Here is a 14,340-nt window from a genome sequence, read left to right as displayed (position 1 = left end):
CCCGGCCCGACCCGGCCTGAACGACCGACCGACCGACTCCGTCCCCCGACCGCGCCCGGCGCACCTTCCGAAAGGCAGACATGACCACCACCACCGACGGCGCAGCCGCCTTCGACCAGACGGCGAGGCTGGTCGAGGCACTGCGGGCCGCGCTCCAGGACAACGAACAACTCGCCGCCGAGAAGGCCGCGTTGGAGGCGGCGGCCGGTGAGCCGATCGCCATCGTCGGGATGGCCTGCCGGCTGCCGGGCGGCGTCGCCTCCCCGGCCGAGCTGTGGCAGCTGGTCGCCGACGGGCGCGACGGCGTGGCGGAGTTCCCCGAGGACCGCGGCTGGGACCTCGACGGCCTCTTCGACCCCGACCCGGACCGGGCCGGCCGCTCCTACGTCCGCGAGGGCGGATTCCTGCACGGCGCCGCCGACTTCGACGCCGCCTTCTTCGGGATCTCGCCGCGCGAGGCGCTCGCCATGGACCCGCAGCAGCGGCTGCTGCTGGAGACCTCCTGGGAGGCCCTGGAGCGGGCCGGCCTGGACCCGGCGGGCCTGCGAGGCACGGCCGTCGGCGTGTTCTCCGGCGTCATGTACCACGACTACGCCACCGGTCTTCGAAGCGTGCCCGCCGGGCTCGAAGGCTTCCTCGCCACCGGCACCTCCGGATCCGTGGCCTCGGGCCGGGTCGCCTACACGCTCGGATTGGAGGGGCCCGCGATCACCGTCGACACCGCCTGCTCCTCCTCCCTGGTCGCCGTCCACCTGGCCGCCCAGTCGCTGCGCAGCGGCGAGTCGACGCTGGCGCTGGCCGGCGGTGTCGCGGTGATGTCCCAGCCCTCGCCGTTCGTGGAGTTCTCCCGGCAGCGGGGTCTGGCGGCCGACGGACGCTGCAAGGCCTTCGCGGATGCCGCCGACGGCACGGGCTGGGCGGAGGGCGTGGCGGTCCTCGTCCTGGAGCGGCTCTCGGACGCCCGGCGCCTGGGGCACGAGGTGCTGGCCGTGGTCCGGGGTTCGGCCGTCAACCAGGACGGCGCGTCCAACGGCCTCACCGCGCCCAACGGGCCCGCCCAGCAGCGGGTGATCCGGGCCGCGCTCGCCAATGCCCGGCTGACGGCCGCCGACGTCGACGCCGTCGAGGGCCACGGCACCGGCACCCCGCTGGGCGACCCGATCGAGGCGCAGGCGGTGCTGGCCACCTACGGGCAGGGCCGTCCGGCCGAACAGCCGCTCTGGCTGGGGTCGTTGAAGTCCAATATCGGGCACACCCAGGCGGCGGCCGGGGTCGCCGGGGTGATCAAGATGGTCCAGGCGCTGCGGCACGGCGTACTGCCGCGCACCCTCCATGTGGACGCGCCGACCTCCCAGGTCGACTGGTCGGTGGGGGAGGTGCGGCTGCTGACCGAGGCCCGCCCGTGGCCGGCGGCCGACCGCCCGCGCCGGGCCGCCGTGTCGGCCTTCGGGGTGAGCGGCACCAACGCCCACGTCGTCCTGGAGGAGGCGCCCGCGGCGGAGGCGCGGACACCCGCCGCCGAGCCGACCGCCCCCGAGGCCGTCGCCGTCCCCTGGCTGCTGTCCGCCGCCTCGACCGGCGCCCTGCGCGCCCAGGCGGAGCGGCTGCTCGACTACGCCGACGCGCAGGGCCCGGAGCCGGCCGGCGCCGCCCGTACCCTGGCCGAAGCCCGGACGCTGCTGGCGCACCGCGCCGTCGTGGTGGCCGGCGCGCTCGACGGTCACCGCACCGGCCTGGCCGCGCTCGCGGGCGACGCCGCCTCGCCCGCCCTGGTCAGCGGCACGGCGGACGTCGCCGGTCGGACCGTCTTCGTGTTCCCGGGGCAGGGGTCGCAGTGGGTGGGGATGGGGCGGCGGCTGCTCGCCGAGTCGGTGGTGTTCGCGGAGGTGCTCGACGAGGTCGACAGGGCGTTGAAGCCCTATGTCGACTGGTCGTTGCTGGACGTGGTGAACCAGGCTCCGGGTGCGGCCTCGCTGGAGCGGGTGGACGTGGTACAGCCGGTGTCGTTCGCGGTGAACGTCGCGCTGGCGCGCCTCTGGGCGTCGCTGGGTGTGGTTCCGGACGCGGTCGTCGGCCATTCCCAGGGGGAGATCGCGGCGGCGCACGTCGCGGGCGTCCTCTCGCTGGACGACGCCGCCGCCGTGGTGGCGCTACGCTCGCAGGCCATCGCCCGCGGCCTGGCCGGACGCGGCGGCATGGTCTCGGTCGGCCTTCCCCGGGAACGGGTGGCGACCGCGCTGCCGGACGGGGTCGGGATCGCGGCCGTCAACGGTCCGTCCTCGGTGGTCGTGGCCGGTGACCCGGCCGGGCTGGACAGCCTGGTGACGGCCTACGAGGAGCAGGGCGTTCGGGTCCGCCGGATCCCGGTGGACTACGCGTCGCATACCTCGCACGTGGAGTCCATCGAGGCCGAACTCGCCGAGCTGCTCGGCTCCGTGAAGCCCCGGCCGGCGACCGTCCCGTTCCTGTCCACCGTCGAGAACCGCTGGCTGGAGGGCCCGGAACTGGACGCCGGCTACTGGTACCGCAACCTGCGGCAGACCGTCCGCTTCGCGGAGGCCGTCGACACCCTCGCCGCCGCGGAGTACCGGGCCTTCGTCGAGGTCAGCGCCCACCCCGTGCTCGCCCACGGCATCGTCGAGGCCCTGGAGGCGGCCTCCGTGCGCGACGCGGTCGTCACCGGCACCCTGCGGCGCGACGAGGGCGGCTGGGACCGCGTCCTGCTCTCGGCCGCCGCCCTGCACGTCCGCGGCGTGGAGGTCGACTGGTCGGCCTCCTACGCGGGCGCCGAGGCCCTTCCCGCCTCCGAACTCCCGACCTATCCCTTCCAGCACCGGCACTACTGGCTTGAGTCGGTGCCCGCAACCACCACCCCCGCAGGAGACTCCCCGATGGCCACCGAGACCGAACCCGACACCACCACCGAGGAGGCGCCCGGCGCGGCCCTCGCCCGCCGGCTGGCGGAGGCCGGCCCGCAGGAGCGCGAAACCGTGCTGGTCGACGTGGTCCGCGCGGAGGTGGCGGCCGTCCTCGGGCACGAGGGCACCGGGGAGGTCGGGCCGGACGCCGTCTTCTTCGACATCGGCTTCGTCTCGCTGACCGCCGTCGAGCTCCGCAACCGCCTGCAGAACGTCACCGGGCTGGAGCTGCCCGCCCTGCTCGCCTTCGACCAGCCCACCCCGGAGCGCCTCGCCCGCCACCTCGTCGCCCTGCTCGACGAGAGCGTGCTGGGCGGGGGCGTGTCCGGCGGGGGCGTGTCCGCGGAGCGCGTGTCCGACGAGCAGCAGACCGAAGGGAAGTGACCGCCGTGTTCGACACCACCGCCTACCTCAAGGCCCTCGACTACGACGGCCCGCTCGACCCCACCGCCGACACCCTGCGCGAGCTGCACCGGCGCCACCTCATCGCGATCCCCTACGACTCCTCGCTCAACACCGCGCGCGGCGAGGCCCTGTGGGCGGGCGTCGACATCGACGTCGACGCCGTGTTCGACGCCGTCGTGCTCGGCGGCCGGGGCGGCGTCTGCTACGAACTGAACGGGCTCTTCCTCGCGCTGCTGCGCGAACTCGGCTACGAGACCGGGCTGTTCTCGGCCGGGATCCGCCAGGTGGACGACACCTTCGGGCCGGACCTGGAGCACGTCCTCGGCTTCGTGCGGCTGGACGGCGACCTCTGGCTGGTCGACGTCGGCTTCGTCGGCCCGTCCTACCTGGAGCCGCTGCGGGTGGTGCCCGACGAGGTGCAGCCGCAGTTCGGCACCGACTTCCGCGTCGTGCGCGCGGACACCGGCCACCACGTGGTGCAGCGCCGGGGCCGGGTCGGCGACTGGCGCGCCGTCTACCGCTTCCACCCGCGGCCGCGCGCGTTCGCGGACTGGCTGGTTCCCTCGCCGGAGCTGGACCGGTTCGCCCGGGCGCTGGCCGGCTCCGGCATCGTGGTGCGCGGCCGGGCCTTCGAGGGCGGCCAGCGGATCCTGATCGGCACCCGCCTGGTCGTCGTGGAGGACGGCACCGAGCGGCTGCGCGGCCTCGCCGACCCGGAGGAGCACGCCCGGGTGCTCGCCGAGATCCTGCGGAAGGACGCGGCCACCGCATGAGCGCCCCCGTCCCCGCCGGCACCGCGCCCGTGACCACGACCGACACCGACGTCGCGATCGTCGGCTACGGGCCGGTCGGCCAGACCGCCGCCCTGCTGCTGGCCGCCCGCGGCCACCGGGTCACCGTCCTGGAGCGCTTCCCCCGGCCCTACCCGATGCCGCGGGCGGTCTCCTTCGACGGCGAGTCCGCCCGCATCCTCGCCGCCACCGGCGTCGGGGCGGCCCTGCACGAGCACGTCGAGTCCTCCCGGGACTACGTCTGGCACAACGCCGACGGGCAGACCCTCTTCCGGGTGGACGTCGAGGACACCGGCCGCTCCGGCTGGCCCGACTCCAGCGCCGTCTACCAGCCGGGCCTGGAGGCCGCGCTGGCCGCCCACGGCGAGTGGTACCCCGCGCTGCGCGTCCTGCGCGGCCACCGGGTGACGGCGCTCGCCGACCGCGGCGACTCCGTCGCCCTCACGGTCGAGGGCTCCGAGGGCGGCACCCTCACCGCCCGCTGGGTGATCGGCTGCGACGGCGCCAACAGCGTGGTGCGCGAGGAGGCCGGGCTGACCGCCACCGACTTCGCGTTCTTCAACGACTGGCTGACCTGCGACGTCGTCCCGCACGACGGCCGGGAGTTCGTCCCCAACAACCTCCAGGTCTGCGACCCGGCCCGGCCGCGCACCGCCGTCTCCGCCGGGCCGGGCCACCGGCGCTGGGAGTTCATGCGGCTCGACCACGAGTCGCCCGAGGAGTTCGGCGGCGAGGCCAACGTCTGGAAGCTGCTCTCGCTGTTCGACATCGACCCCGGCAACGCCACCCTGCTGCGGCACGCCGTCTACACCTTCCAGGCGCGCTACGCGGACCAGTGGCGGCGCGGCCGGGTGCTGATCGCCGGGGACGCCGCCCACCTGATGCCGCCGTTCGCGGGGCAGGGCATGTGCTCGGGCTTCCGGGACGCCGCCAACCTCGCCTGGAAGCTGGACCTGGTGCTCACCGGCCGGGCCGCCGAAGGGCTGCTCGACAGCTACACGGCCGAGCGGCGCGAGCACGTGCGGCACGCGCTCACCATGTCGATGGACCTGGGCCGGGTCATCTGCCAGACCGACCCGGCCGCGGCCCGCGACCGCGACACCGTCATGCTGGCCGCCCAGGAGCGCGCCCGGCGCGGCGCGGCGGTCGGCGCAGCCCGGCCGCGCACCCCGGTCCAGCCGCTCACGGCGGGCCTGCGGCACGGCGGCGGGCCGGCCGGCGACCTGGTCGTCCAGGGGCGCGTGACGGCGGCGGGCGGGGCCGTCGGGCTGTTCGACGACGTGGTGGGACGCGGCTTCGTGCTGCTCACCACCGAGCCGCCGGAGAGCCTGCTCACCGCCGGGGACCGCGCCTGGCTGGCCGGCCTCGGCGGCCACGCGGTGCGGGTGGTCGCGGCCTCCACCGAGGAGCCCCCGGCGGGCGCGGTGGGTGACACCGACGGGGTGTACCTGCCGTACCTGGCCGGGAGCGGGGCGGTCGCGGTGCTGGTCCGGCCCGACTTCTACGTCTACGGCGCGGCGGGGGACCGGACGGAGCTGGCCGCGCTCCTCGAAGCTCTCCGCACCGACCTGGCCGCCTGACGGCCCGACCGCCGCCCGCCGGAAGAAGCCGCGGGGATTCGCCCGCCGGCCCCTCCCGCACACACGTTGACGGCCCGCTCCCCCTCCGCGTGGAGGAGCGGGCCGTCGGTCCGGGGGCGGTCCTCACACCGCCACGGGCGCCCGCCGGGCGGAGTGCTCAAGCAGGATCTCGGCCACGAAGCGCGCCAGGTCGAGCGTCTGGCGCCCGTTCAGCCGCGGGTCGCAGCCGGTCAGGTAGCGCTCGGGGAGCTGCTCCTCGCGCAGGTCCTCGCGACCGCCGAGGCACTCGGTCACGTCGTCGCCGGTCAGTTCCAGGTGCAGGCCGCCGGGGTGGCTGCCGAGCGCCCGGTGCACGGCGAAGTAGCCGCTCACCTCGGCGGCGATCCGGTCGAAGCGGCGGGTCTTCAGCCCGCCGGCCGCCGTCTCGGTGTTGCCGTGCATCGGGTCGCAGAGCCAGACCACCGGGTGCCCCGCGTCCGCCACCGCCTCCACCAGCGGCGGCAGCACGTCGGACACCCGGTCCGCGCCCATCCGGCTGATCAGCGTCAGCCGGCCGGGGACGCGGTCCGGGTCCAGTGCCTCGGCGTAGGCGACGGCCTGGTCCGGGGTGGTGGACGGGCCCAGCTTGAGGCCCAGCGGGTTGGCGATCCGGCGGGCCAGGGCGACGTGCGCGCCGTCGAGCCGGCGGGTCCGCTCGCCGATCCACAGGAAGTGGCCGGACAGCGCGTACCCGTCGCGCACCAGCGGCAGCTCGTAGTCGAGCAGCAGGGCCTCGTGGCCGGCGAACAGTTCGCTGCGGGTCGCGTCGGCCACCGAGTCCAGCACGCCGAGCGCGGCGCCGGCGCCGTCGTACGCGGTGAGCATCCGCCGCGGGTCCGGCGTGCGGGCCTCGGCCGTCGCCGCGAGGCCGTTGACGATGTCGCCCCGGTAGGAGGGCAGCCCGTCCGGGCCCGTCGGGCTGGAGCGGGGCTTGGCGTACTGCCCGGCGACGCGTCCGACCGGCACCACCGGCAGGCCGGACGCGACCTCGAACAGGGTCGCGCAGTGCAGCAGGGCGTGCAGGTTGGCGCGCACGTGCTCGGGGGTGTTGCCGGCGAAGGTCTCGGCGCAGTCCCCGCCCTGGACGACCAGGGCCCGGCCGAGCGCGGCCTCGGCCAGGCGCTCCCGGAGCCGGTCCACGGCGGCGGGCTCCACCAGGGGCGCCAGGGCGCCGAGCGCGGTGCGCACCTCGCGCACCCGTTCCTGATCGGGCCACTGCGGCTGCTGGTCGGCGGTCAGGCCCGCCAGGGCCCGGGCGAGACCGGGCCCGGTGCCGTCGTGCACCGTCGGGGTCGTGGCGGTCGGCGTGGTCATCGGAGTCGTCATCCCGTCTTCCTCAGGTTGGCCCGCAGATCGGCCGGCAGGTCCTTGCGTCGGCGTACCCCGAGCTTGCGGTAGACCCGGGTGAGGTGCTGTTCCACGGTGCTCGCCGTCACGTACAGGCGTCCGGCGATCTCGCGGTTGGTGTAACCGAGCACGGCGAGCGAGGCGACCCGCCGCTCGGACTCGGTGAGCGTGCCGGCCCCGCCCGGCTCCGGTGCCTCGTCGGCGGCCGGGCCGCTCTCGCCGAGGTCGGCCGAGACCGACAGCAGCTCCCGGGTGAGCGGCTTCAGGCCGCACATGCCCGCCACGTGCAGGGCCTGGCGCAGCAGCAGCCGGGCCCGGCGCCTGTTGCCGGCGCCCTGGTGCACCCGGCTCAGGTCGGTGAGCACCCGCACCTGCTCGTAGCGGTCGCCGGAGGCCTCGGTGAGGTCGACGGCCTCGGTGAGCAGGGGGCCGCGCCGCCCGGCCGGCCCGGCTGCGGCGAGCAGCCGCAGGGCCGGGCCGCGGTTGTGCGGCAGGTCGGCGTCGGCCCGGCTGAGCTGTTCGTGGATCAGCCGCCAGGCGCGGTCCCGGTTGTCCAGCCGCAGCCAGGCGTCGGCGGCCTGGGTGCGCCAGGGCACCACCCCCGCGCCGTCCAGGCCCCAGGTGCGCAGCAGTTCGCCGCAGGACAGGAAGTCGGCGAGTGCCGCGTGGCCGTGCCGGGTCGCCAGGTAGTGCTCGCCGCGGGCGAACAGGTAGTGCAGCCCGTACAGGCTCTGGAACATCGCCTCGCCGACGGCGTGGGTGAGGTGCTTGGCCGCCGAGCGGTGCTCGCCCGTGCGGCTCTCGGCGACGACCAGCGTGCCCAGCGGCAGCCCCACCGCGATGCCCCAGGCGGTGGGGCTGAGGTGGGTCAGCGCGGCCCGGCTGTGCTCGGCCGCCGTGGTCGGGTCGCCGAGCCGCAGGGCCGCCTCGGCGTGCGCCGCCGAGTACAGGGCCGTCGCGGTCGGGGCTTCGCGGCGCGCGGCGGTGCCGAGCAGCCGTTGGCTCCAGAGCGCCGCGGTGTCGGCGCGCCCGGCTTGCAGCAGCACCCGCAGTGCGAGCAGCGCGGCCTCCTCGGCCCATGCGGTGCGGCCGTGCAGGTGGGCGTCGTGCAGCACCTGCTGGGCGTGGTCGAGGGCTTCCGCGGCCCGTCCCCGGGTGAGCGCCCCGGCGAGCGCGGCGGCGGCCCGCAGCTGCGGATCGACGTCCGGGGCGACCGTGTGCCGCAGGTCGGCGGGCAGCGCCGGGACGCGGCGGCCCCGGGCCAGGCCCGGGTGGGTGTAGGCGAGCCAGGTCTCGATGTCGCGCAGCGCGCCCGTCTCGGCGGGGGAGGCCGGTCCGGCCGGTCCGTTCCGGGCGCGCAGCAGGTCCAGGACGGCCAGCGCCTCCTCGCCGCGGCCGTGCCACAGCAGGTACCGGACGAGGACGAGCGCCTCGGCGAGCCCGAGGTGCCCGGCCCGGACCGCGGCGGTGAGCGGCACCAGGTGCCGGGCCGCCTCCGAGGGGTTGAGCTGCCACTCGGCCTGCGCCAGCCGGTGCCGGAGCACCGCCCGGTCGTTCTCCTCGACGGCCTCCCTGTGGGCCAGCCGCAGGCAGGCGACGGCGGTGCGGTGGCGGTGGTCGAGCAGGGCGTGCCCGGCCGCCTCGGTCAGCGCGGCGACCGCCCACGGTGCGGGCGCCCGCCCGGCCTCGACCAGGTGCCGGGCCACCTCGGCGGCGGGGCTGCCCGTCTCGTGGGCCAGCTGGGCGGCCCGCAGCCGCAGTTCGGTGCGCTCGTGCGGGGCGAGATCCTCCAGGACGGCGGCGCGGGCGGCCGCGGTGCGCAGCCGTCCCTCGCCGTCCAGCAGTCCGGCGGCGGTGAGCGTGGCGCGGATCCGGGCGACCGCGTCGGCGCTCTCCCGCTCGCCGAGCAGCCTGGCCACGTCCTCGGCCGGGGCCTCCTCGCCGAGCACGGCCTGGGCCTGGACGACCCGCAGCACGCCGGGGCCGGCCCGGTGGAGGCAGCTCAGCAGGGCCGGGCCGTAGCGCGGTTCGGGCTCGTCGGCGCGGTCGAGGTGCTCCTCGACGAGGGCGTGCAGCAGCAACGGGTTGCCGCCGGCCACGTCCACCAGGCCGGGGCCGCGGTGACGGGCGTCCTCCTCGCCCAGGCCCTCGGTGACCAGGCGCAGGGCGCCGGCCCGGGACAGCGGGGCCAGCGCGAGGCGGTGCGCGTGCGGGTGGCGCAGCAGTTCGGCGTGCAGCCGCCGCCGCGCGGGCCACGGGGTGCCGCCGTCGGTGAGGAGCAGCAGCACCCGGCTCTGCGGCAGGTGGCGGACGAGGTGGCGCAGGAAGTGCAGGGACGCCTCGTCGGCGTGGCCGATGTCCTCGACGCAGAGCAGCACCGGGGTGTCGGCGGCGGCCGCGAGCAGGGCGGTGGTCAGGTCGCGGCAGGCGCGGAGCAGTGCGGGCGACGGCGCGCCTGCCGGGTCGCCGGTGCCGGCGAGGGCGGTGCCGGCGACGGCGGTGCCGCCGGCACTCCCGGCCGGTCCGGCGAGGACGGCCGGGTCGGCCAGCGCGGCCAGCCGCTCGGCGTGCCCGGCGGGCCAGCCGGGGGAGCGGGCGATCCGGTCGGCGATGCCGAAGGGCAGGTCCCGCTCCTGGGCGGAACAGCCCGCGCCCACGACCAGGACTCCGCGCTCGGCGGCCCGGGCGGCGAACACCCGCAGCAGCTCGCTCTTGCCGCTGCCGAGGGGGCCGTCGACCAGTGCCACCCGGCCCGCGCGGCCGAGACACTCGGCGAGCAGGTGGTCGAGTCTGTCGATGTGCGCATCACGTTCCAGCAGGAAAGGCACCGGGTACCCCCGACCTCGTCTCTTGTAGGCGTCCGGCCGCCGGTCCCCGGCGGCTCCTCCGGGGCGGTGGCGACGGCCGCCCGCTCCCGGTCGGACCCATCATGGGGAAACCCCGCCCATTGCCCGGGAACTGACCGCCCACGGGCGGGCCACTGCCGCCGGGTCGCCGGGCGGGGGCGGCGAATTGCCGCGGAGATCACTGCGGGGGGTTTCCGGTGGTATCGCGGATCAGAATTGACGTGCAGTCAATGGAAGGTCCGGGTCGACCTGATGTACCATCGGGAACATTCGGAATGGCATCGTCCGGAATCGCCGGGAATCGAAGGGGGCAGGGGTGCGATTCAATGTTCTGGGGCCGCTTGAGGTGCTCTCCGACGGCACTGACGTGCCCATTCGCGGCCTGCAACAGAGGGCCCTGCTCGGTGTTCTCCTGCTCCGCGCGAATAGCGTGGTGAGCATCAACGAGATAATTGCCGCCCTCTGGGGCGATGATCGTCCGTCCACGGCCCGGAAAATGGTGCAGAACTCGGTGGCCGGGCTGCGCCGCGCATTCCAGGCGGTCGGGGAGCCGGTGGACGGGAAGGCCGCACTGAATACCACTGTGCCCGGATACGTGCTCAGAATCGAGCCGGAACAGCTCGATCTCACGGAATTTCATGAGCTTGTCACAATGGGCCGGGCCCGACTGGCGGCCGGCGACTGGACGCAGGCCTCGGAACTGCTGCGCCGCGCCCTCGGCCTGTGGCGCGGCCCGGTGCTCGCCGACGTGAGCGACGCCGGGCTCACCTGGCCCGAACTGGCCGCTCTCCAGGGAACCCGGCTCGCCGTCCACGAGGACTGCGTCCAAGCCGAGTTGGCGATGGGGCGGGACCGCGAGCTGATCGGCGAGCTGGAGTCCCTGCTGGAGGCCGAGCCGACCCGGGAACGCCTGGTCGCCCAGCTGATGGTCGTCCTCTACAACTGCGGGCGCCAGCCCGAGGCGCTGGACCGCTACCGGCGCACCCGGGACCTGCTCGCCGACCGCTTCGGCCTGGAGCCCGGCCGCGACCTGCGACGCCTCCAGCGCGCGATCCTGAGCCACGACCCGGCCCTGGCGCTGCGGCTCACCGCCGCCCCGGGCGGCGGGGCGGACTTCCCGCCCCCGGCCGGACCCCGGACCCCGGCCGCTGCCCCGCAGCCGCCCCGCCCCCGGCCGGCACCCGCCGCGCCGTCGCCCGCCCTGCCCGTTCGCACCGACGACCGCACCGACGACCGCACCGAAGACCGCGGCGCCGGCCGCGCCGGGACCACCGACGCCCCGGCCGACGAGCACGCCGTCCGCGCGTCCTGGGAACGGGTCGAGCGGCGCCCGGCCAGCGTCGTCATGGTCCGCGCCCGGTGGACGGCCGACGGCGGCGCCCCCGCCCCCGAGCACGTCGACCACGCCGTCAAGGAGCTGACCGCCGACATCCGGCGCGAGATGGCGCCCTTCGGCGGACACGTGCGCCGCGCCTTCGGCTCGGTGTGGCTGGTCGTCTTCGGCGTTCCCCGGGCCCACGAGGACGACGCCGAGCGGGCCCTGCACGCCGCCCTCGCCCTGCGCCGCCGCTTCGAGGGGCCCGGACCGGCCGCCCCCGGGGCCGCCGTGCCCGGACCGGCGCCCGGCACCGCGGCCACCGCCGCCCGGCCGGTCGCCCACCTCGTGGTCGGCACCGGCGAGGTGGTGGTCACCTACGACGACAGCGGGCCCGAGCCCGTGGAGGTCACCGGCCAGGTCCTGGACGCCTGCCACCACCTGCTGCTCCAGGTCCCCCGCGGGGAGCTGTGGGCCGCCGACGCCACCGTCGAGGCAGGCGGCGCCGGCCTGGGCTTCGCCCCGGTCCCCGGCGTCCCCGGCGTCCACCGCCCCGGGCCCTCCCGCCCCGACGGCGGCGGGCCGTCCGGGCGCCCCGCCGAACCGCCGTTCCTGGAGCGCACCCATGAACTGAACCTGCTGCGCGGCGCCTACCAGGACACCGTCCGACGCCAACTGCCGCACCTGGTCACGGTGCTCGGCGAGCCCGGCATCGGCAAGACCCGGCTGATCGGGGAGTTCGCCGCCGCGCTGCGCGACGGCGCCGGGCCGCCGGCACCCCGGGTGCTCCACGCGGGCACCCCCGCCTTCGACGCCCACACCCCCTACGAGCCACTGGCCGGCGTGGTCCGCGCCTACACGGGCATCCGCGCCGGCGCGCCGGCGGCCGTCGTCCTGCCCGCGCTGACCGGCGTCGTGCGCGGGCTCTTCCCGCACGCCGCCACCGGACCGATCGTCACCGCGCTCGCCGCCTGCCTCGGCCTGCCCGCCCCGGCTGCCTCCGCCCAGAACGGCGGCGCCGTCCCACGGGAGGAGGTCCTCGGCGCGCTGCGGCAGTTCCTGGAGGAGGCGGCCGCCGACCGCCCGCTGGTGGTCGTCCTGGACGACCTCCACCGCGCCGCCGACTTCGTCCGCTCCTTCGTCGAGGACCTCACCGTCCGGCTCGGTCCGGTCGCCCTGCTGCTGATCGCCGGCGCCCGCTCCGAACTGCTCCACACCAGGCCCTCCTGGGGGTGCGCCAAGCGCCGCTCGGTCCTGCTGCACGTGGCGCCGCTGTCGACCGCGGCCACCGCCACCGTGATCGGCGCCGCCTCCGGCCGCCGCCACCCGACGCCCGCCGACGACCGCCGCGCGGCCCTCGCCGACGGCAACCCGCTGTTCGCCCAGGCCTACGCGCGGGCGGCGGACGTCGGCGCGGACCCGGCCGCGGCCCACCCGCCGGCCGTCCTCGCCGTCGCCGCCGCCCAGCTCGACGGCCTCGACCGCACCTCCCGCTCGGTGCTGCGCGACGCCGCGGTCGTCGGCGGCACGCTGTGGCGCGGCGCGGTCGCCGCCGTCAGCCGGCGCGACCCCGAGGAGGTCGGCCGCAGCCTGGAGCTCCTGGAGTCGCGCGAACTGCTGCGCCGGGTGCGGCGCAGCAGCGTCCCCGGAGACGTCGAGTACGCCTTCCGGTACGCCGTCAGCCGCGATGTCGCGCTCGCCCAGCTGCCCGGCCGCGTCCTGGTCGAACGCCACCTGCGGGCGGCCGACTGGGCCGCCCTGCTGGACGTGCCCCGCCCCGGGCTGCTGGCCTTCCACTACGACCGCGCCGTCGCGCTCGCCGAGGCGGACGGCACCCCGGTGGAGACGATGGAGCGCCGTGCCTGGGAGGCCCTGGTCGGGGCGTCCGCCCGGGCCGCCGCCGCGGGCGACGACGCGCTCGCGGTCAGCTGCCTCGACCACGCCCTGGACCGCTGCCCGCCCGGGGAGCCCGAGCGGGTCTGGCTGGTCACCCACCACCGCCGCATCCGCGACAGCCTCGGCACCCGCGCCCGTCGCCGCCACCCGGCCGTTACGGGCTGACCCCGGCGGGGACGGGCAGCGCCGGGGCGAGTTCCCGCACGCGTTCCAGCGAGCGGATCTTCTCCCCGACGTCGGTGACGTTGTTGGTCACCATCAGCTCGTCCGCGCCGGTGCGCTCCAGCAGGTCCGCCAGCGCCCGGCGGACCTCCTCGGCGTCACCGACCGCCTGGGTGCTGAGCAGCGCGTCGGCGGCGGCCCGCTCGGCCTCGGTCCACGGGTACGCCGCCGCCTCCTCGACGGTGGGCAGCGGCGCGATCGGCGAGGCGCCGTTCAACCGCAGCACCGGGAACAGCGCCGGCGCCGCCAGTCGGCGGGCCTGCTCCGAGGTCTCCCCGCACACCGTGTAGGCGGTGACGATCGTGTGCGGCCGCTCCGCCCGGGCCGAGGGCCGGAAGCTCTCCCGGTACGCCCGCAGCGCCTCCTCGGTGCCGCGCGAGTTGAAGAAGTGGTGGGCGAACGCGTACGGCAGCCCGCGCCGGCCCGCGTCCACGGCGCTGCGCACACTGGCGCCCAGCAGCCACGGCCGCGGCGGCAGCGGCGGCTCCGGAAGGGCCTCCAGCCGCCGGTACACGTGCCCGTCCGGGAAGCCGCCGTCGACGAAGGCGAGCAGTTCCTCCAGCGCCGCCGGGAAGTCCTCGTCGGGCGCCCGGCGCAGCGCGTGGGAGAGCACCGGGTCCGCGCCCGAGCGCCCGATGCCCAGGTCCACCCGGCCGGGGAACAGCGCGGCCAGCGTCCGGAAGGACTCCGCGACGGCGTACGGCGGGTGGTTGGGCAGGATCACTCCGCCCGCGCCGATCCGGATCCGGCTGGTCCGCTCGCCGAGCGCGGCCAGCAGGACGGCCGGGACGGAGCCGGCGATCCCGCGCGAGTTGTGGTGCTCGGCCACCCAGAACCGGGTGTAGCCCAGCTCGTCGGCGGCCGCCACCAGTCGGCGGGTGCCGGCCAGGGTGTCGGCGGGGCGGCCGGCGGAGTCGATGGACGATATGTCGAGGACGGACAGCGGGACGGTCGGGGAACTGCCGGTCATGCGGGGGTGCT

General features: G+C 76.6%; 8 protein-coding genes. 4 read left to right on the top strand and 4 right to left on the bottom strand.

What is annotated here, in order from left to right; translation table 11 throughout:
* The first annotated feature begins 80 nt into the window (after positions 1 to 80).
* Genes ACFU74_RS00125 through ACFU74_RS00115 form a run of 3 tightly spaced genes read left to right on the top strand, consistent with a single transcriptional unit; the run spans position 81 to position 5,694 of the window.
* Entirely contained in the window at positions 81 to 3,302 is a 3,222-nt protein-coding gene (locus tag ACFU74_RS00125) for a type I polyketide synthase (protein ID WP_380749207.1), read from the top strand.
* Between the two features lie 5 nt (positions 3,303 to 3,307).
* Positions 3,308 to 4,096: an arylamine N-acetyltransferase gene (locus tag ACFU74_RS00120; RefSeq protein WP_380749204.1), complete on the top strand. Its 789-nt coding sequence runs from the start codon at positions 3,308 to 3,310 to the stop codon at positions 4,094 to 4,096.
* Positions 4,093 to 5,694 carry a bifunctional 3-(3-hydroxy-phenyl)propionate/3-hydroxycinnamic acid hydroxylase gene (locus ACFU74_RS00115; RefSeq protein ID WP_380749201.1) on the top strand — a complete coding sequence of 534 codons (1,602 nt, stop codon included), beginning with the start codon at positions 4,093 to 4,095 and terminating at the stop codon, positions 5,692 to 5,694. Before ACFU74_RS00120 ends, ACFU74_RS00115 begins: the two co-directional genes overlap by 4 nt.
* A 123-nt stretch (positions 5,695 to 5,817) precedes the next feature.
* Here ACFU74_RS00115 and ACFU74_RS00110 read toward each other — a convergent pair whose 3' ends face one another.
* The 3 genes from ACFU74_RS00110 to ACFU74_RS00100 all read right to left on the bottom strand — a co-directional run bounded on the left by ACFU74_RS00110 (position 5,818) and on the right by ACFU74_RS00100 (position 10,566).
* Positions 5,818 to 7,059, bottom strand: a complete 1,242-nt coding sequence (locus ACFU74_RS00110) for a 3-deoxy-7-phosphoheptulonate synthase (protein ID WP_380749198.1) — start codon at positions 7,057 to 7,059, stop codon at positions 5,818 to 5,820.
* On the bottom strand, positions 7,056 to 9,908 hold the full coding sequence (locus ACFU74_RS00105) for an AAA family ATPase (protein WP_380749195.1): 2,853 nt from the start codon (positions 9,906 to 9,908) through the stop codon (positions 7,056 to 7,058). The genes ACFU74_RS00110 and ACFU74_RS00105 overlap by 4 nt, the downstream gene beginning before the upstream one ends.
* 196 nt (positions 9,909 to 10,104) lie before the next feature.
* Positions 10,105 to 10,566 carry a hypothetical protein gene (locus ACFU74_RS00100; protein WP_380749192.1) on the bottom strand — a complete coding sequence of 154 codons (462 nt, stop codon included), beginning with the start codon at positions 10,564 to 10,566 and terminating at the stop codon, positions 10,105 to 10,107.
* 12 nt (positions 10,567 to 10,578) lie between these two features.
* Between ACFU74_RS00100 and ACFU74_RS00095 the strand changes: the two genes are divergently transcribed.
* Positions 10,579 to 13,302: a BTAD domain-containing putative transcriptional regulator gene (locus ACFU74_RS00095; protein ID WP_380749189.1), complete on the top strand. Its 2,724-nt coding sequence runs from the start codon at positions 10,579 to 10,581 to the stop codon at positions 13,300 to 13,302.
* Here the strand turns inward: ACFU74_RS00095 and ACFU74_RS00090 are convergent.
* Positions 13,292 to 14,329 (bottom strand): LLM class flavin-dependent oxidoreductase, encoded by a 1,038-nt coding sequence (locus ACFU74_RS00090; protein ID WP_380749186.1) that lies wholly within the window; start codon positions 14,327 to 14,329, stop codon positions 13,292 to 13,294. The genes ACFU74_RS00095 and ACFU74_RS00090 overlap by 11 nt on opposite strands.
* Positions 14,330 to 14,340: the final 11 nt, after the last annotated feature.

It is taken from the genome of Kitasatospora sp. NPDC057500 (genome assembly GCF_042802195.1).
In the GTDB taxonomy this organism is placed as follows: Bacteria; Actinomycetota; Actinomycetes; order Streptomycetales; family Streptomycetaceae; genus Kitasatospora.
The sequence above is the reverse complement of the archived record's forward strand: the minus strand, read 5'-3'. Positions and strand labels throughout refer to the sequence as shown.

What these genes read in the sequence shown, in the direction of transcription:
- ACFU74_RS00125 (WP_380749207.1), top strand. Translation starts at nt 81, where the DNA reads ATGACCACCACCACCGACGGCGCAGCCGCCTTCGACCAGACGGCGAGG.
- ACFU74_RS00115 (WP_380749201.1), top strand. Translation starts at nt 4,093, where the DNA reads ATGAGCGCCCCCGTCCCCGCCGGCACCGCGCCCGTGACCACGACCGAC.
- ACFU74_RS00110 (WP_380749198.1), bottom strand. Translation starts at nt 7,059, where the DNA reads ATGACGACTCCGATGACCACGCCGACCGCCACGACCCCGACGGTGCAC.
- ACFU74_RS00100 (WP_380749192.1), bottom strand. Translation starts at nt 10,566, where the DNA reads ATGAAATTCCGTGAGATCGAGCTGTTCCGGCTCGATTCTGAGCACGTA.
- ACFU74_RS00095 (WP_380749189.1), top strand. Translation starts at nt 10,579, where the DNA reads ATGGGCCGGGCCCGACTGGCGGCCGGCGACTGGACGCAGGCCTCGGAA.
- ACFU74_RS00090 (WP_380749186.1), bottom strand. Translation starts at nt 14,329, where the DNA reads ATGACCGGCAGTTCCCCGACCGTCCCGCTGTCCGTCCTCGACATATCG.